This is a genomic window from Nocardia sp. NPDC101769 (assembly GCF_044766925.1).
In the GTDB taxonomy this organism is placed as follows: domain Bacteria; phylum Actinomycetota; class Actinomycetes; order Mycobacteriales; family Mycobacteriaceae; genus Nocardia.
Genome location: NZ_JBIWMX010000002.1, coordinates 620,677 through 637,995, shown reverse-complemented (window position 1 = coordinate 637,995; position 17,319 = coordinate 620,677). Strand labels below are relative to the sequence as shown.

General features: G+C 65.5%; 20 protein-coding genes and 1 pseudogene. 12 read left to right on the top strand and 9 right to left on the bottom strand.

All coding sequences use genetic code 11. From position 1 onward, the window contains the following. Positions 1 to 240 precede the first annotated feature (240 nt). On the top strand, positions 241 to 813 hold the full coding sequence (locus tag ACIRRA_RS05840; protein ID WP_402763599.1) for a universal stress protein: 573 nt from the start codon (positions 241 to 243) through the stop codon (positions 811 to 813). On the opposite strand, the gene ACIRRA_RS05835 is transcribed toward ACIRRA_RS05840, so the two are convergent. The 3 genes from ACIRRA_RS05835 to ACIRRA_RS05825 are packed head-to-tail and all read right to left on the bottom strand — an operon-like array spanning position 748 to position 2,883. Next, positions 748 to 2,046, bottom strand: coding sequence for a PLP-dependent aminotransferase family protein (locus tag ACIRRA_RS05835; protein ID WP_402763597.1), 1,299 nt, complete (start codon positions 2,044 to 2,046; stop codon positions 748 to 750). The genes ACIRRA_RS05840 and ACIRRA_RS05835 overlap by 66 nt on opposite strands. Continuing rightward, complete coding sequence (locus ACIRRA_RS05830; protein ID WP_402763594.1) at positions 2,043 to 2,453, bottom strand: alpha/beta hydrolase fold domain-containing protein; 411 nt, start codon at positions 2,451 to 2,453, stop codon at positions 2,043 to 2,045. Before ACIRRA_RS05830 ends, ACIRRA_RS05835 begins: the two co-directional genes overlap by 4 nt. Next, entirely contained in the window at positions 2,437 to 2,883 is a 447-nt protein-coding gene (locus tag ACIRRA_RS05825; RefSeq protein ID WP_402763591.1) for an alpha/beta hydrolase, read from the bottom strand. The genes ACIRRA_RS05830 and ACIRRA_RS05825 overlap by 17 nt, the downstream gene beginning before the upstream one ends. A gap of 22 nt (positions 2,884 to 2,905) precedes the next feature. On the opposite strand from ACIRRA_RS05825, the gene ACIRRA_RS05820 reads away from it, so the two are divergent. From ACIRRA_RS05820 to ACIRRA_RS05770, 11 genes and pseudogenes are all read left to right on the top strand, one after another. Next, the gene (locus tag ACIRRA_RS05820; protein ID WP_402763588.1) at positions 2,906 to 3,292 is read left to right on the top strand and encodes a hypothetical protein; all 387 of its coding nucleotides are present in this window, start codon (positions 2,906 to 2,908) and stop codon (positions 3,290 to 3,292) included. Further along, positions 3,289 to 4,433, top strand: a pseudogene (locus ACIRRA_RS05815) (LLM class flavin-dependent oxidoreductase). Before ACIRRA_RS05820 ends, ACIRRA_RS05815 begins: the two are co-directional and overlap by 4 nt. A gap of 20 nt (positions 4,434 to 4,453) precedes the next feature. After that, complete coding sequence (locus ACIRRA_RS05810; protein ID WP_402763585.1) at positions 4,454 to 5,305, top strand: class I SAM-dependent methyltransferase; 852 nt, start codon at positions 4,454 to 4,456, stop codon at positions 5,303 to 5,305. Beyond that, entirely contained in the window at positions 5,302 to 6,447 is a 1,146-nt protein-coding gene (locus tag ACIRRA_RS05805) for an alpha-hydroxy-acid oxidizing protein (RefSeq protein ID WP_402763582.1), read from the top strand. The genes ACIRRA_RS05810 and ACIRRA_RS05805 overlap by 4 nt, the downstream gene beginning before the upstream one ends. Before the next feature lie 28 nt (positions 6,448 to 6,475). Beyond that, entirely contained in the window at positions 6,476 to 7,678 is a 1,203-nt protein-coding gene (locus tag ACIRRA_RS05800) for a sensor histidine kinase (RefSeq protein WP_402763579.1), read from the top strand. Continuing rightward, positions 7,656 to 8,282, top strand: coding sequence for a response regulator (locus ACIRRA_RS05795; RefSeq protein WP_402763576.1), 627 nt, complete (start codon positions 7,656 to 7,658; stop codon positions 8,280 to 8,282). Before ACIRRA_RS05800 ends, ACIRRA_RS05795 begins: the two co-directional genes overlap by 23 nt. A 106-nt stretch (positions 8,283 to 8,388) precedes the next feature. Continuing rightward, positions 8,389 to 8,619: a hypothetical protein gene (locus ACIRRA_RS05790; protein ID WP_402763574.1), complete on the top strand. Its 231-nt coding sequence runs from the start codon at positions 8,389 to 8,391 to the stop codon at positions 8,617 to 8,619. Then, a complete protein-coding gene (locus ACIRRA_RS05785; RefSeq protein ID WP_402763572.1) occupies positions 8,616 to 9,389 on the top strand; it encodes a hypothetical protein in 774 nt (257 codons plus the stop codon). The genes ACIRRA_RS05790 and ACIRRA_RS05785 overlap by 4 nt, the downstream gene beginning before the upstream one ends. Before the next feature lie 24 nt (positions 9,390 to 9,413). Further along, a complete protein-coding gene (locus ACIRRA_RS05780; protein WP_402763569.1) occupies positions 9,414 to 10,169 on the top strand; it encodes an ABC transporter ATP-binding protein in 756 nt (251 codons plus the stop codon). Beyond that, positions 10,166 to 10,507, top strand: a complete 342-nt coding sequence (locus ACIRRA_RS05775) for a hypothetical protein (protein WP_402763566.1) — start codon at positions 10,166 to 10,168, stop codon at positions 10,505 to 10,507. Before ACIRRA_RS05780 ends, ACIRRA_RS05775 begins: the two co-directional genes overlap by 4 nt. Next, the gene (locus ACIRRA_RS05770; protein WP_402763722.1) at positions 10,447 to 12,654 is read left to right on the top strand and encodes an ABC transporter permease; all 2,208 of its coding nucleotides are present in this window, start codon (positions 10,447 to 10,449) and stop codon (positions 12,652 to 12,654) included. The genes ACIRRA_RS05775 and ACIRRA_RS05770 overlap by 61 nt, the downstream gene beginning before the upstream one ends. Before the next feature lie 84 nt (positions 12,655 to 12,738). On the opposite strand, the gene ACIRRA_RS05765 is transcribed toward ACIRRA_RS05770, so the two are convergent. The 6 genes from ACIRRA_RS05765 to ACIRRA_RS05740 form a co-directional block, all read right to left on the bottom strand. After that, positions 12,739 to 13,524 (bottom strand): BTAD domain-containing putative transcriptional regulator, encoded by a 786-nt coding sequence (locus ACIRRA_RS05765; protein WP_402763564.1) that lies wholly within the window; start codon positions 13,522 to 13,524, stop codon positions 12,739 to 12,741. 183 nt (positions 13,525 to 13,707) lie between these two features. Then, positions 13,708 to 14,139: an XRE family transcriptional regulator gene (locus ACIRRA_RS05760; RefSeq protein WP_402763561.1), complete on the bottom strand. Its 432-nt coding sequence runs from the start codon at positions 14,137 to 14,139 to the stop codon at positions 13,708 to 13,710. Between the two features lie 47 nt (positions 14,140 to 14,186). Continuing rightward, complete coding sequence (locus tag ACIRRA_RS05755; RefSeq protein WP_402763558.1) at positions 14,187 to 15,269, bottom strand: hypothetical protein; 1,083 nt, start codon at positions 15,267 to 15,269, stop codon at positions 14,187 to 14,189. 4 nt (positions 15,270 to 15,273) lie between these two features. Further along, entirely contained in the window at positions 15,274 to 15,783 is a 510-nt protein-coding gene (locus ACIRRA_RS05750) for a hypothetical protein (protein WP_402763555.1), read from the bottom strand. A 579-nt stretch (positions 15,784 to 16,362) separates the two neighbouring features. Then, entirely contained in the window at positions 16,363 to 16,767 is a 405-nt protein-coding gene (locus ACIRRA_RS05745) for a hypothetical protein (RefSeq protein WP_402763552.1), read from the bottom strand. Then, positions 16,764 to 17,039 (bottom strand): PadR family transcriptional regulator, encoded by a 276-nt coding sequence (locus tag ACIRRA_RS05740; protein ID WP_402763549.1) that lies wholly within the window; start codon positions 17,037 to 17,039, stop codon positions 16,764 to 16,766. Before ACIRRA_RS05740 ends, ACIRRA_RS05745 begins: the two co-directional genes overlap by 4 nt. Positions 17,040 to 17,319: the final 280 nt, after the last annotated feature.

Here is a 17,319-nt window from a genome sequence, read left to right as displayed (position 1 = left end):
TCCCCGAATATATTGCCGAATTATGTTGTATCCCAGCGTGTTTCACCAACAACTGGTAACCGGACGGTCCAAATCCACTAACAGGCGGGCACCCCTGCGGTAATTGTGCGGTAATTCGCAGGGCAAGAGCGCGGCGATGAGCACGCACACGGACTATGCGTTGTCCACCGATTGGAGGACACCCGAGTTCATCTCATCGGTTGGTGTGTACCGGCGAAACGGAGCCGATGATTTCTCCCTATGCGGCACACGACAGGAAGCAACTCTTCGATCCTCGTGTATGTCGAGGACACGGCCACCGGGTTGATGGCCGTCGATACGGCGGCCCGCATCGCGCGGGAGACGAAATCGCGACTTGTGCTGGTATACGCATACCTGCCCGCTCGGCCCGATCGCGAATGCGATCTACTCGGCCCGGACGCGTACCTGCTGCGCGGGGGGACGCCGGCCGAATCTCTGGTCCGCGAATTCGGCGTGCGCGTCGCCGATTCCGGCGCGCAACTCGGCTTGTCGATGATTCGCGCGGGTACGCCGATCCGGGTGCTGCGAGATGCCGTGCGGAATTCCGACCCGGTGCTCACCGTCGTGCCCGACGAGCGCTCCGGCCTCCACCCGCGATGGTGGGGCAGCTTCGCAGGGGAGGTCGCCCGCAGGTCCGCGCGCCCGGTACTGGCGGTGGCCGCGGACGGCGGCTGTATCGTGCACCCCGCGCGCCCTGCCCGCTCGATGACGTTGTCCCGCCTCATCCTACGTTCGCGACCACACGAACTTCGCCAATCGCCCGACGCCCTCGGCGACCTCCTCCGGCCGTAGCGAACTGCACGACAGCCGGAGCCGGTTCGCACCTCGATCGGAATGGTGGAAATGCCGCGTCGGCGTCCACAGGACACCGAAATCCCTCGCCGCACATTCCAGTGCGCCGTCGTCAGCGGCGAACGCGACGCGCAGCACGACGAAGAAGCCGCCCTCGGGCGAATTCCACGACACGCCCAGGCGGGCTCGCTCGGGCACCGGGAAGCGCTGGTTCAACTCCTCGATCAGAGCACGAAGATTGTTCTGGTAGTGGGCGATCGAGGCGGCGTTGGCCTCGTGTAGCCAGCAGTCGTGGGTCAGCAGCATGCCGCCGATCACGGCCTGGCTCACCGCCGGGGTGTTGACCGTGGTCATGCTCTTGATCTTCGATAGTTCACCGGCCAACATCCCGGACCCGCCGGCCGCGTCGCGCACCGGTTGATCCGCCAGCACATAACCCACGCGAGCACCCGGAAAACAGGTTTTGGCGAAGGACCCGAGGTAGATGACCCGACGTTCGGTGTCGAGCGATTTGATGGTCGGGCACGGGATCCCAGAGCTACGGAAGAATCCATACGGATTGTCCTCGAGGAGGTACAAACCCAGGCCCGGGGTCATCGCGAGCAGCTCCTGTCGGCGGGCCTCCGGCATCGTGGTTCCGGAGGGATTCGAGAAATCCGGGACCAGATACAACGCCCGCGCCCGTTTGCCGCGCTCGCGCAGCGCGGCGACGGTCCGCGCGACCGATTCGGGCGAGACACCCTGCTCGTCCTCGGGGATCGGCGCGAGCTCGATATCGAGCAGGCGCGCGGCACCCGTGATGCCCACGTAACACGGATCGGGCACCAGTAGAACATCGTCCGAATCGCGGAACAGTGCCCGCAGCACCAGCAGCATCCCCTCCTGGGCTCCGACAGTGACGACCACGGCCTCCGGATCCACCTCGATGCCTTCATCATTGGCAACCGTCTGGGCGATGAGCGGATGTATGGATCCGTTGGTGCGCCCATATTGGAAGAGCTCGGTGATGATCCGCCGCCGCGCATAGCCCGCGGCCTCGGACAGGTGCGTGACATAGGTGTCCAGGTACCGGCCGAGCGCGGCGATCTCGAAATCGTCCTCGCGCGGACGACCCGGCGCGAAGGAGATCGCATCCGGGTATCGAAGCACGATTTCGTTGAGGAAGTTCATCGAGCTCAGCGCCGGATCGGACAACGACGCGTGCAGCTCGGCGACCGACAGGGCATCGTTCACGCCAGCGCGCCGTTCGTTCCGTCGAGCGCGAAGTCGGCGCGCAGCCGAGCGGCCACCTCGGCCACGGCGGCGCGTGTGGCGTCGAGCTCGCTCGTCATGGTGAAGAAGCCGTGCGTCATGCCCGCATAGCGGTGCAGGGTTACCGGAACGCCGGCCGCCGAGAGCGTCCGGGCGTACTGCTCGCCCTCGTCTCGCAGCGGATCGTATTCGGCCGTCAGCACCAGCGCGGGCGGCAAGCCGGAATGATCCTGGGCCAGCAGCGGGGAAGCCAGTGGATTCCGGCCGTCCTCGGGGCAGGCGAGATAGTGCCGCCAATACCAGGCCACCGAATCGCGATTGAAGAAGGCGGGATCGGTGTTCTCCCGCATCGACGGGCCGTCGTGACCATAGTTATGAACCGAGTTCACGGAGAGGGCCGGTTCCGGCCATTATGTAGATGAGGATCTGCGAACGGAATTCGGGACCGCCGCCGTCGCGCGCCATCAACGTCATCACCGCCGCCAGATTGCCGCCCGCGCTGTCTCCGCCCACCGCCATCCGATGCCGGTCGGCACCGAGTTCCGCGGCATGCTCGCCAATCCAGCGCACCGCGGCCCGGCAGTCCAGCACAGCGGCTGGGAAGCGATGTTCGGGTGCGAGCCGGTAGCCGACCGCGACCGTCACGCAGCCGACGCGATTGGTGAGCGCGCGGCAGATCGGATCACAGGTGTCCAGCGTGCCCAGCGTCCAGCCACCACCGAAGAAATAGATCAGCACCGGTGCCGCTGCGGCCGATTCCGCCGGTTCGAAGACCGCGAGTGCTGATCCGGAACCGGTGGGCCGAGTCGTCGAGCGCACGATTCCTCGCGGCGCGGGTGGCTTGCGACTCCGCATCGCCGCGGTCCAGCAGAACTTCCTCGGTCTGCGGGTGACCGAGGAGTACACCAGCGACGACGGTCTGGTCATCGTGTGGGATGCAACGATCGACGGCCGCGCGGCCGCGGGCGCCGACCTCATCCGGGTGAATGCCGAGGGGCGCATCAGCGAGATCATTGTGTTCATCCGGCCGCTGGACGCGGTCTCCGGGGCCGCCGCGGTCATCGGCCGGCAGGTGGCGTCCCGGCGTTCCCGCGCGCACGGCGCGGCGATGGTCTTCATGACCCGGCCGCTGGTCAGTTGCATCCGCATCGGCGACAAGCTGACACCGCATCTGCTCGGGTACGCACGAACCCGTCGCGCCCGGCGCCGGGAAAAGACCACGGCATGAACCGTTTTCGCACCGGTGTCGCCGACCCCGGCCTCTACGCCCGCGTCCTGCCCGATCTCGTCCTGCGCAACACCCGCGCGCTCGGTATGGCCGGCGGGGCCGACTCGCTGTGGGTGCCGGACCATCTGACCGGCATCCTGCCCGCCTCGATCTGGACGACCCGCACTGCCGGGGCAGCGCATTTCACGCCGAGCATCGACGGCTGCCTCGAACCCTGGACCACGCTGGGATACCTTGCGGCACAGAACCGCCTGGCGCGGCTGCGCCTCGGCATCGGCGTGACCGATGCCGGCCGCCGCAATCCAGCGGTGACCGCACAGGCGGCCGCGACCCTGCACCTGCTCAGTGGCGGCCGCGCCATTCTGGGCCTGGGCCCGGCGAGGGCGAGAACAACGAGCCCTACGGTGTCGATTGGCAGCGGCCGGTGGGCCGTTTCGAGGAGGCGGTCGCGACCATACGCGCGCTGTGGTCCTACGAGGGCACGCCCATCAGCCGAGACTCCGAGTTCTTTCCACTGCGCAAGGCGGTCTTCGATGTGCCGGCACACCGTGGCACCCGTCCGCCCATCTGGATCGGCGCGCACGGGCCGCGCATGCTGCGCGTGACCGGCCGCTACGCCGATGGCTGGTATCCCGGATTTCCGCAGCGCCCCGAGGATTACGGCCGGCGTCTGGCACAGGTGCACACCGCGGCTTCCGACGCAGGCCGCACACCGCAGGAAATCCTGCCCGCCGCAAACCTTTTCGTGATCACCGGCAATACCCGCGCCAGCGTGTCCGAGGCCGTGGACTCCCTCGGAGCGCGAGCCTTCGCGCTCTGCGCTCCCGCCGAGCTCTGGAACCGGCACGGCGTGGAACATCCGCTGGGCCCGGACTTCTCCGGCCTTCAGGACCTGATGCCACACCTTCTGGACGAGGCGACCGCGCGCTCCTATGCCGAGAAGGTCCCGGTATCCCTGCTGCGCGAGATCTGCTTGACCGGAACACCATCGGAGATCATCGACCAGGCGGCCGAATGGCGCGACCAGGGCCTGCGCTACGCCGTACTCACCAACCTGAGCCAGTTCCAGCCCAGCCTGACGACGGGCATGCTCTCCACCGTTCCCTTCGCCCGAATCCTGCGCGGGATGCGCAGGCTCTGACCAGAATTCAGGAGCACATCGTGAGTGAACCGCGGATATCGGTAGATCTCGACGGAGTTCCCGAGACGCTACTGTGGCCGCTGTACTGCCGGACCGAGGAATCGTGCCGCCCGGACGCGCTGTTGTCCGACCCGAAGGCCGAGCAGGTGCGGCGCATGCTCGACTATCCGTTCGACCGCAACTTCGGCCGCCCACATCCGGTATTCGGTTTGCGCGCACTGTGTTTCGACGCCGAGATCCGGCGCTACGTCGCCACACACCCGAATGCCACGATCGTCGCGCTGGGCGAGGGCCTCGAAACCCAGTTCTGGCGGGTCGACAACGGCAGACTGCGGTGGCTGTCGGTCGACCTGCCGGAGACGGTGCAGCTGCGCCGACGGCTGCTGCCCGACGAGGACCGTCGGCGCAGCGTCTCCTGCTCTGCCCTCGACCCCGCCTGGATGGACGAGGTGGACGCCTCCGACGGCCTGTTCATCACCGCGCTGGGCCTGTTCATGTACCTGCCCGGCGAACAGGTGCTCGAGACCATCGTGCGCTGCGCCGCCCGATTCCCCGGTGCCAAGCTCATGTTCGACGCCATGCCGAAATGGCTGACGAGCGACGGACCGGAGGGCACCTGGCTGAGCACACTGCTCATGCGCGGGCGCGACGCCGACAACTACCGACTGCCCCCTATGGTGTGGGGCATCGGGCTCGACGAGCTGCGCGACCGGCTGCAACGAGACCGGAACATCGCCGAGGTGGCCGACATCAAGCTGCCGGCGGGCCGCGGGCCGGTCTTCGGGTACCTCAATCCGATCTTCGGATCCGTACCGGGCGTCCGCAACCTGCGACCCTCCCAAGTACTGGTCACCTTCAGCGCCGAGTCATGAACGCCGGGCTGGAACGCGCGCACACGATCGCCGATCTGCGCTCGCTGGCGCGACGCCGCGTGCCGCAGGCGATCTTCGACTATGTCGACGGCGCCGCGGACACCGAACTCGGCGCCGTGCGGGCTCGAAAAGCATTCGAGGATCTGGAGTTCCAGCCATCGGTGCTGCGCGATGTGAGCACGATCGACACGGCGGGCAGCGTGCTCGGCGCACCCACGGCACTTCCGATCGTGTTAGCGCCTACCGGCTTCACCCGCATGATGCACAGCGCCGGCGAGTGCGCCGCCGCCGAAGTAGCCGCCCGCCACGGTATTCCGTACACCCTGGCCACCATGGGGACCAGTTCCATCGAACAGGTCGCCGCCGCCTCGGGTCCGCACGGACGCCGCTGGTTCCAGTTGTACATATGGAAGGACCGATCGGCCTCACGGGCCCTCATGGAACGCGCCGCCGCGGCCGGCTACGACACCCTCGTGATCACCGTCGATGTTCCGGTCGCCGGGGCCCGACTGCGAGATGTCCGCAACCGCATGACGATTCCACCGACTGCGAGTTGGACGCGGCCGCTGGACCTGGCTCGGTACGCGCGCTGGCGCTGGGCGCGGCGCGGCGCGGAACCGCTCACCTTCGCGTCCCTCGACCGCTGGCCTGGGACGGCAGCCACGCTGGCCGACCGGATGTTCGACGATACGGTCAGCTTCGACGATATCGAGGCGCTGCGACCACATTGGCCGGGCAGCCTGCTCATCAAGGGTGTGCAGGGCGCGGAGGACGCCCGGCGGTTGGTCGCCTGCCGCACGGACGGCATCGTGATCTCCGGTCACGGTGGGCGCCAGCTGGATCGGGCGCGACCACCCCTGCATTCGCTGACGCGGGTCCGTGAGGCGGTCGGGGATTCGGTGGAGCTGCTCCTGGATACCGGCATCACACACGGTGCGGACGTGGTGGCCGCAGTGGCGCTGGGAGCGACGTCGACTCTCATCGGCCGGGCCTATCTGTACGGGTTGATGGCCGGCGGCGCGGCCGGCGTGGAGCGCGCGGTCGAGATTCTACGGGAGCAGATAATTCGGACGATGAAGCTGCTGGGAGCCACTTCCCTCGACGAACTCAGTCCCGAACATGTTGCAGTTTTTCGCATGTAAAAGGATGAAGTTCCGGTTTGGAGTGGCCATGCAGGACGACCCTCGTGTGGATCAATGGCAATTATGGGTACTCTACGTCTTGTCCGGCTGCGGCGTCGCCGACTCGATCGTATTCCTTCTGGACGATAATTTCCCCGGCCATCCCACCGCCGCCATCGCCACCATTTCGATCATTCCGGTATGGGCCGTCGGTCTCGGTCGCCGAGTATCCAAGGGACATCTCCGAAGATTCAATCGGTTCGATGGTCGGGAAATCCTGTTCGTCGCGGGCCTTTTCGCATTACTGACAATCGCCGTTTCTTTTTCTGTCAGTGCGGTGTCGGCCGAGCCGGTTATTTACCCACTGCTGTTCATGTCGATGCCTTTGACCTTGTCATTACCAGCCTCGGTAGGACTCGGAGTCGTGCCTCTGGCCGTCATTCTGACCGCTGGAGGAGTGCCGACCGGATATATGTCTCTCGCGATATCCATTACTTTGATTTCGCTTCTACTAGGACCGCTGGTCGGCATCGCCATGGTGCGTGCCGCGGTATTGGCGGAGCGACAGCGCGAACTGCTTCGAGAGCTGGCCGACAGTCGTGCGGAAACAGCACGGCTGTCGCATGAGGCCGGGATTTTCGCCGAACGCGAACGACTGGCCCGGGAAATACATGACACATTGGCACAGGGATTCGTCAGCGTCATCACCCTGGCCGGAGCCATCGAATCGGAATTCGCCACCCGTCCCGAGCTCGCACTGCGGCACCTGGAACTGGTCCGAGCCACCGCCCGCGAAAACCTCGCCGAAGCGCGGGCCATGGTCGCCGAACTGACGCCCACCGCCCTCAACGGCCGCCCGCTGCTCGATGCCATCACCCGCCTGGCCGAGCAGATGGAACGACAAAGCGGTCTCGCGCTGCGGATCCTCGGCGGTAATTCCCTGCCAGAGCTCGATCCGCTGCGCGAGGTCGCACTCTTCCGAGCGGTGCAGGAGGCACTCACCAATGCTCGCAAGCACGCGCGCTGCACAACCATCACCGTGACACTGACGCAGCTGGACGAGGGAATCCTGGCCGAAATCGCCGATGACGGTATCGGTTTCGACCCGGACCTGGTCGAGGCCGGCTTTGGGCTGCACGGAATGCGCGACCGCATCGAGAGCGTCGGCGGCATGGTCGCGGTCTTGAGCAGTCCGGGGTCGGGAACAACCGTCAGAATAGGGGTGGTGTGTGATTCGAATACTGCTGGTTGACGACCATCCGATCGTCCGAGAGGGGCTGCGGGGAATTCTTGCGAGTGAGCCCGACATCGAGGTCGTCGGCGAAGCTGCGACGGCCGACGAAGCAGTTGCCGCGGCCGATTCCCAGGAGCCCGATGTCATTTTCATGGATCTGCGCATGCCGGGCGACGGAGTGGTCGCTATCGAGCGAATAACTACCCGTAAACCCACCGTGAAAATTGTCGTCGTCACGACCTATAATACCGATGCCGATATTCTCCGGGCCGTCGAGGCCGGGGCCGTCGGCTTTCTCCTGAAGGACGCATCCCGGGCCGTTCTCGTGGATGCTGTTCGGGCAGCGTATCGGGGAGAATCGGTGCTCGGCCGGACCGTCGCCGACCGCTTGGTTCGAGGAATCCACCGATCGGCGGCGAGCGCGTTGTCCAGCCGGGAGATCGAGGTGCTCACTCAGGTTTCCAAAGGGCTGACCAACGCCCAGATCGGCCGAATCCTGCATATCGGTGAGTCGACGGTGAAAACACATCTGCTGCGCACGTACGGCAAACTGAATGTATCTGATCGCGCCGCGGCGGTCGCGACCGCTATTTCCCTCGGGCTGCTACCGCTCGAGTACTGATCCGAATTCGATTTCTCGACTCGGCGGTGTCCACCGATCGGTGGACACCGCCATTCAGCCGATCGTGCGACTGTGGGCATAAGTTCATTACGGAAGGATTCTTGTCATGACAGATACCACCACGCGGCAGGGGCCCGCAGAAACATTGGCGGAATTACTGGGGGAATTGCCGCCGGCGGTCGCGGCACTCCCCGAGCAGTGGAGCACCGATCTCGCCGAATGCATCAATTCCGCGATCGTACGGGAGACCGCGCTACTGCGTGACGCCCGGCAGGCGGCGCTGCAGAAGCTGCCGATGCTGATCCGGGTCGCGATCGAACGGCTGGTGGAGGAATGAGTCCCGCGATCGAACAGCTCGAAACCCTAGCGGAGATCCGGAAACTCGCCCATCTGCTCTATGTCTCGCCGGAGCGGCTGGCCTACCTGAATGCAGTGCCCGACACGGAGCTGCGCGAGGTGCGCGACCGAATCGCGCGCACCTTGGTCGTGGCCAATCACGCCCGGGTCGAGCAGTTCGCCCTCGGCGCGGCGGTGGCGCCGACCGGCGTCATGACCCGGACCGTGTCCTGGACGGACAGCCCGTTGTTCGCCGCACGGGTGGCCGGCGCCATCGGGACTGGCAAAGCCCTGCGCGTCGCGGCCGAGCTGCCGCCTTACTTCCTCGCGGCCAGCGCCGCCTATCTGTCGGCGGATCAGCGAGCCACGCTCATCGGCGGGTTGCAGCCCACGGTGATTCGGCGCGTCGCGGCCGAACTGGCGCGCTGTGAGGATTGGGTGACGCTGGCCAATACCGTGGTCGCGGTGCCGGTCGAGGTGCTGCCGCAGATCATCTCCGATCTCGACGACGTCGCGCTGCTGGAGTCGTCGTTCCTGATGGATCCGGAGGTCCGTCGGCACGTGGTACGGCAATCGCCATTGGACCGCATCCCCGGTGTCATCCGGCTTGCGGTCGAACGTGAGAACTGGCAACAGTTCCAGGCGCTGGCCGGCTGTATGACCCCGGAGCAGTCCGAGGCCGCCGTCGAGGCTGTCGGGCGACTGGCCGACCCCTCGGCACACGGTCGGCTGCTTCGCATCATCAGAACGAATTCTACTGATACGCAATAATTTACAATCATATAGGGATCAGCTGTGACCGTATTACAAGATTCGGGGGCGGACCGCGAGAGCGCGCCACTGCTGCAACTGGCCGATGTGGTCAAGAGTTATCGGATCGGCGGTGAGCAGGTCCGTGCCCTCGACGGGATCTCGCTCGAACCCACCGGCGGACAGTTCGTCTCCATCGTCGGCCCCTCCGGCGCCGGCAAGAGCAGCCTGCTGCACATCCTCGGCGCTCTCGACACGCCCGATTCCGGATCGATCCGATACGTCGGCCGCGAGATCGGCGACTTCGACGACAACGCCCGAGCCCGATTCCGCCGTCGGGAAGTGGGTTTCGTATTCCAGTTTTTCAACCTGATGCCGACCCTGTCGGCATGGGAGAATGTCGCGATCCCCACGATGCTCGACGGCGTCCCCCTGCGTACGGCGAAGGTGCGAGCGCTGGCGCTCCTGGACCGGGTGGGTCTGGGTCACCGTGCGCGGCACCGGCCGAACGAGCTGTCGGGCGGCCAGATGCAGCGGGTGGCGATCGCCCGCGCACTACTCATGGAGCCGCGGCTCATCCTCGCCGACGAACCCACCGGGAACCTGGATTCCAAGACCGGCACGTCGATCATGGAATTGCTCACCGACGTCGCGCACGACGAACACACCTCTCGCAGCGTCGTCATGGTGACCCACAACTACGAGGCCGCACTGAGCACCGACCGGATCATCAGACTCGCCGACGGCATGCTCGGGTCCGATGAGCCGACGGCTTCGGCGATCGCGAAGGCGGGCAAATGATCTCGGTGATAGTCGACAGATTGCGCCTGTTCACGTTGCGCGAGCTCGCCGCTCGCTGGGGCCGGCAGGTTGCCGCGCTCACCGTGGTCTCGGTCGCCTCGGCGCTGTTGGTTGCGGTGATCGGAATCGCCGCGTCGGTGCCCGCGTCGGCGAGCAGATTGGCCTCCGGTATCGGCGGCCGAGCGCAACTGGAGATTTCCGGTGTCACCGACAGCGGATTCGACCAGCGATTGCAGTCGTCGGTGGCGGGTGTCGCCGGGTCGAGGCCGCGGTGCCGATGCTGCGGATCAAGCAGCGGCAGGGCAGCGATCAGCTTCTGCTGCTGGGTGTCGATATGACGGTGACGGCCCTGCACAGCGATCTGCAACGGGCACTGCAGGACAGCGGACTCTCTGCGGCCGCGCTGGCCGGCGGCGTCGTCGTGGGTTCGGGCGTCGGCGTGCACGCCGGTGACCGGTTGCAGGTCGGCGATCGGCAACTCGGCGTGAGCGCGGTGGTCGACGGTGCCGTCGCAGCCCGACTCAACGGCGGCAAGTTCGCTATCGCCGCGCTGCCGGTTGTGCAGCAGGCTACCGGGCGCACCGGGAGTCTGGACTCCATTCTCATCGTGGCCCAGCCGGATTCCGATCTCGCCGCTGTGCGCGCGAACATCGCCAAGGTGGTCAACGGGCACGCCATCGTCGGCGACCCCACCTTCCGGGCCGCCCAGGCCCGCGGCGGATTCGTTGTGCTGCAATACACCTCGCTCACCGCCGCGGCGGTGTCGCTGGTGGTTGCCGCGTTCCTGATCTACAACGTGATGAGCATGTCGATCAGCCAGCGCCGGCGTACGTTCTCCATGCTGCGCGCGATAGGAGCGACACGCCGGGCAATCGTGACCGATCTGTTGGTGGAGGCCCTGGGACTCGGTCTGCTCGGCGGAGTGATCGGAGTGGTCGCCGGCGTGATCATGGGTGAGATCGCGATGGGCCAGCTACCGCCGGCGGTGATCGACACCTTGGAATCGCGGTTGGAGTACGTGATGGCGCCCTGGTCCTGGGTGGCCGCGGTGCTGGCGTGCACGGCCGCGAGCGTACTGGCCGCGGGTCTGGCCGCCCGGCAGGTCTATCGGGTGAGCCCGATCGAGGCGCTTTCCGATTCCGTTGCCGACGTGGGTGATTCGCCGCAGCTCTCCCGCCGCGTGCTGGTCGGTGCGGGTTCGCTGGTGCTCATCGCCGCCACCGCCCTACTGGCCACCGCGGATGTCGGCCGATACGCCATGTTCGCGATCGGGCTGGCGTTGCTCGGCTGTATCGGCGTGTGCTTCGCGGCCTCGACCGAGCTGATCCGGGCGACTGCGGGACTGGCACGGGCGCTGGGACCGGCCGGCGCGGTCGCCGCGGCGACCATCGAACGCAGCCCGCGGCGGATGTGGGCCACAGTGATGACCGTATTCATCGCCGTGGCGACCACGGTCGCGATCACCGGGGCCGACGACAATGTCACGGACTCGATCGTCGATTCCTATGCGACGGTGCGCGGCGCAGACCTGGTCATCAGCTCGGCCGAAGCGGGTGTCTTCCCCACCGTGCTGCTGCCCGCAGACACCGAGTCGACCGTGCGGTCGGTGCCGGGTGTGCGGAAAGTGCTTGCCGGACAGGGCGCCTACGCCTCTCTCGGGGACACCAAGGTCCTCGTCCAGGCGGTCGATCCGGGAATGCGGAACGGACTGTTCGAGGCGGCAGGCGCAGCGGTGCGTGCCCAGGTCGACGCGGGGAAGGGCATCATCGTCTCGCAAGATGTCGCCCGCAGTATCGCGGTGTCGGCGGGTGAGCGGCTCGACCTACCCACCCCCACCGGAGTGCACCAGGTCACGGTGCTGGCGGTGGTGCCGTTCTTCGCCGGGCTCACCGGGGCCGTCGGCATGAACCTCAACGATCTGCGGTCGTGGTTCGATCGGCCCGGCAGCACGAGCTTCGAAGTGGATGTGGAGGCGAATACCAACGTGGCGCGGGTTGATTCAATACTGCGCCAACGACTTCCGCAGAGCGTGCACACCTACACCGGCTGGACCGGCGTGGACAGCATCGCGGCCAGCACCCGGCAGTTGACCGCCCTGCTCGGGTCCATCGCTTGGATCGTGGTGGTCATCGCCGGCGTGGCATTGCTCAATACCATGATGCTGTCGGTGCTGGAGCGGCGCCGCGAGATCGGGGTGCTGCGCGCGATCGGTTCGACCATCCGTCTCGCGGTGGGCACTGTCGTGGCCGAGGCGGTTGCGATCGGGCTGGTGGGCGGCGCGCTCGGGCTGCTCGCCGGATGCGTCAACCAATATCTGATCGTCACCGCCCTGGCCAACGTGCTCAATGTGGACGTGGACTACAAGCTCGGGGGCTCCATCATGGGATTCGGTATGCTGGCGCTGGCGCTGTGCATGCTGGGTGCGATCCCTCCGGCGGTTCGGGTCGCTCGCCTCGACATTCTAGAAGCCATCGGCGTGGGATAGCCCGGCGTACCCGTGCAGACCATCCATGAAACAGCCTGCGGGGCCTCAAGTTTCGACTCGAGACCCCGCTTCGCACGGCGCTTGTCACGCCACTGCCGTACCGCCGCCAATTTGCAGACACGGGTCATGGTTCAGGATCAGTTCGTACTGCCTTTCCATTTCCACACCCGGAACGATGCCCAGCGTATCGATCAGCCGCTCCCGCGTCCGCCGATAGAACTCGAGCGCCTCGATCTGGCGGCCCGACCGATACAGCGCGAGCATGTACTGCTGCCCCAAGCGCTCACGGGTGGGCGCCTCGGCCAGCAGTACCTCCAATTCGGCGGCTACGTCGTGGTGACAGCCGCGCGCCAGTTCTATGTCGAAGTACTCCTCGCACGCTGCGAGGCGTCTGTTCTCGACTGCCATCAATTCCGGCCACTTGGCGCCGTTCTCGGTCAGGTCGGCGAGTGCCCGGCCACGCCACAGAGCCAGCGCAGCACGCAGCTGTTCATGAGCGAACTCGACTTGTCCGCCGTTCAAGGCCGTTCGAGCCGCCCGCTCCATCGTGCAGAAGGTTTGCAGATCAATGGTTTCCAGCGGCACCAGCAGGGCGTAACCGGGCTGCTGGGTGACCAGCGAAACGGTGCCGTCCGGATCCAGGTTTTCAAGATGGCGGCGAATGTCCGAGACCGCGTTGTGAATCATCTTGCGTGCGGTACGGGGCGGCTTTCCCATCCACACCGAGTTCACCAGTCGCGAGATGGACACCACGCTATTGGCATTGACCAGCAGATATCCGATCACCGCGCGGTGTAAGTATCCGCCGATCCGGACCGATACTCCATCCTTGGATATATCGAGCGGACCCAGGATTGAAAATTCGATCACACGCAGTCTCTCCCCCGGACGATTTCGGACACGTCGAACCACCCCACTGGATGCACTGGGCTCGTACCGCGCGCATGCGCGACGAGATTTCATGCCGTGGTCGCCGACCCGCAAGGCCGATCCCGGCATACTGCAGCATAATGAGTATGCTGCAGTAAAGCAACGATTTGCGAAACCGATTGACTACGGGAGCGATTCGGGCAGGTCGGGCGGGTCCGCGGGCAAGCCTTCCTGCACCCGCAGGAACCGCAGGTAGTCGGTCAGCGATGCCAGGGATTGCTGCGAAAGATCCACTGCGCGAAAGGCAATGGACTCCAGGTCGGGCGACGAGCTCAGCCTCAGGAATTCGATCTCCTGGCGGCCGCGCTGCCACACCTCGTCGTCGGTGAAGAACCGGATGTCCACCCCGAACGCGGCGGCCAGCCCCGCCGCATGCTTGAGCGAAGGGTTCTGTTTCAGCCCCGAACGCAGTTGTGCGACATAGACCGCCGAAATTGGATAACCAAGCTCCGTTGCACGGCGGGCGATCTCGTCAGCCGTGTACCGGCGCCCCTTGGGGTTCGGCATCGTCCGGAACAGATACTCGAGCCGTTCAGAGAAGGCGGCGCCGCTCACTACCACACCCCTGACTTCCATTGGCTCGACAACGTGTTACAGGCATGCTACAGCATAGTTGGAGCCGAGCCATCCAAGACCCGTCTCGCCGACCTCCGACGACCGACACCGAAACGGCGCGTTCCCTCGGTGCCGTAGCAGGAGCGGAATCGGCGCGCCGCCGTCAATTCGTATGCGGCGTACTGCGCGCGATCGTGCGCCCCGACGCGGATACTTTCGTGGTCCAGACCGAAGTCCGCGGCCAGTGTCGGCGTATCGCGCTGCAGCAAGCGCAGCGCATCGCTGATCTCGATCAGCATGTCGGTCACCCGGGTCTCACTACGCCAGCCCCGCCGCAACCGGAAACGCACATGGGGGTAACGCCGCGTCAGCCAATCATGCAGGGGGGCAAGTTCTTCGATGTAGGCCCGCGCGAGCAGCGCACTGCGACAAGCTCCCGACAGAGCAGATCCGGTGGCGCCGATGACCAATAGTATGGTCGCAACGACCTGGAAGGCACTGGTCAGATTCTGAGCCCACGGCGGCGGCATGGCCGGCCAGCACACCACGACGACGATCACCCATATCTCGTACATGGCGAACAAGGCAGCGACGCCCAGCAGCACACTGAGCAGACCCCGTCGCCAATGCCGTTCTCGCACTCGGGCTCGGGCCGCCACCTTGGCCAGCGTCGACATCGCGTACATCATCAGGAACGCTTGAACGATCCAATAGCACTGGATGCGAGCGCTGCCCGCGAACTCCCTGGAGAAGCCGATCCCATCGGGCTGCTGTGGCGAAGTGAGGAACAGGACGACCAGCAGCAGGCCGGCCGATCCGTAGGCTACGACCGCGACCAGTGTCCGTCGCCGGGTCGGCCGGGTCCTGGACAGGTAGTCGCCCCAGCCCAGGGCGGCCAGCGTGGTCGCGAGGAGCGCGAGCAGGTGACTCACCAGATAGGCGCAGTTGACACACACATGGTCGATAAAGACTACGCAGCTGGGTGTCAACAGAACGTTGCTGACCGAGATCAGCATCAGGATGATGATCGGCAGCCGCGTGCCGCGCGCTCCCTGCGGGGCGAGCTGCCATACCAGCGCGACGGCGCCCGTCAGCATGATGACCGCCACCGCAAGGTGGAAAACCGTCATAGCGCTACTCGATTCGGGTGCGGGGAAACCCCAGCGCGGCACGAATATCCGCGGCATCGCCGTTGTACATATCGCTCCAGAGGATAGAGCGGCAGGTTTGCCTGGCGAACGTCTCGGCTTCTCGCTCACTACCCAAGTCGTAGGCCGAGCGGTATCGAACCTGAGCGAAATGTGCGACGGCATCGGGGCTGACCACGGTGCACAGCGCTTCGCCTCCGGTGAATCGATGCTCGATGCCGGTGTGCGCGTGGAGAATATGACCCGCCTCGTGCAGCACGGTGTTGATGCGCGCGATCAGCGGCAGGCCCGCGTCGTACTCGATCAGATCACTCCCACCCACGCGCAGCCACCGGCCCATGACCGATCTGGGCAGGGCGGCGCTGGCCGCGATCTCGACCGGGACACCACTGGCCTCCGACAGGATCTCGCCGAATTCGGTCAGCGTGAACGGCTGCAGCTGGGCTGTCTGCCGCTGCACCGCGATCAGAGTTCGACGCAACTTGCGGCGATTCATGAGGCATCGGACTCCATGTGTCGGCAGCTGATCGCGGCCACCTCCAGCCTTTTCTCACGTGTCGGCCCTTCGCCGCCATCGTACGTGAGATACCGAGGGCAGCAACGCTTTCAGCGATAGGCCCGAGTCGACGACCACCGCTCGAGCTAGGTAGGCCAGAACGGACTGAACCGTCCCAGACTTGCGGCCTCTTTGGGCAATCGCCCGTCTCGTACCCAAAGATGGTAGGCCAGCAGGTAAGGCGGGAATTCAGAGCGAGGTCGCAAACGACCCGATCATGTCAAGGTCCAAGGAATTCCACATCAGCATGCGCTCGAGATCGGCTGAATACCGTTTTATCACAACATGATAGAACGGCCTCGCGACCAATGTCCGAGCCCAAACATTCGGCCTGCGACGGCGGATTACAGCAGAGTCAGAGCAAATCCGACAGGATGCTGTAGTGCGCGGGAAGTAGACGAACTCCGAACCCGGGCCGTGTTTTTCAGCGCAACAAAGCTCCGTCCACCATGCGTCACAATCATTTCTGCACTACCGCGCAAGCCGAAGAAGGAGTCTCGGGAGCGGACCGGTTCCTCACTACTGATCGATCACGCGTCGGTTGGCACCGCCGCCACCTCCGGTGCCGACTCGTTGGGCCAGCAGGCCGCGGCTCATCAGCACGATGTTCAAAGCCAACAGCGCCATGATGGTGACATAGGAGACAATCTCGGGTCCGGTACCGGTCCATCCGGAATCCATGCCGTTGTACAGGATCCACAGGATGAACAGGGCGCTGCCCGCGATGGAGATGAGTTTGAGCCAGGTCATGATGCCTTCCTTCGCGATGAACCAACCCACGCCGAGCAACCAGCGGCGGCGGAGGGGACCTGCAGTGATCGATGCGGCCTCTGCGAGCATGGCCGCTCCCAGGTCGCGACGCCCGGACGGCAGTAGCCGCACGCCGAACGACAGTGCGCGAGTCAGCCGGTCGGGGTAATTCATGCCAGACCGCCCGCGAGTCGCGGCGAGCTGGTCGTAGGGCGCGGTCGCGTCGACTGCGCGGCAACGGCCACCTGCTCGGCGAATGCCCGACCATCCGGCGTGAGCCGGTACAGATGCCGCCGCGGCCTGCCGACCGGCGGATCCTCTTCCCATCGGCTTTCGAGGATTCCGCGATCGGTGAGCCGACCGAGGATCGGGTACAACGTGCCTGCCGCGAGCCCGCTCGCCCGCGCCAGGTCGTACCCGTGCCGCCACTCATCACCGGGAACCATCAAGGCGTCCAAAACAAGTCTCGTTTGCGCTGAGGGGCGGCGAACAACCATGTACTAACTCTATCTAGATAGACTTTTTGTCGCAACGGTCGGAGCCATCGGTTGACGGCGGCGACATGGATGGTGGCCTGGCAGCGGACGGCGAGTCGAATCGTATTGCCACGGCACGGTTTTCCTTCAACCGACCGATCCTGCACTCGACTGCCTGACGCTGCTGGTACCGCTCGGCGTCGAACGCCGGCGGGCACCCACCGACCGAACCTTGTTGCACCGGTCCGGC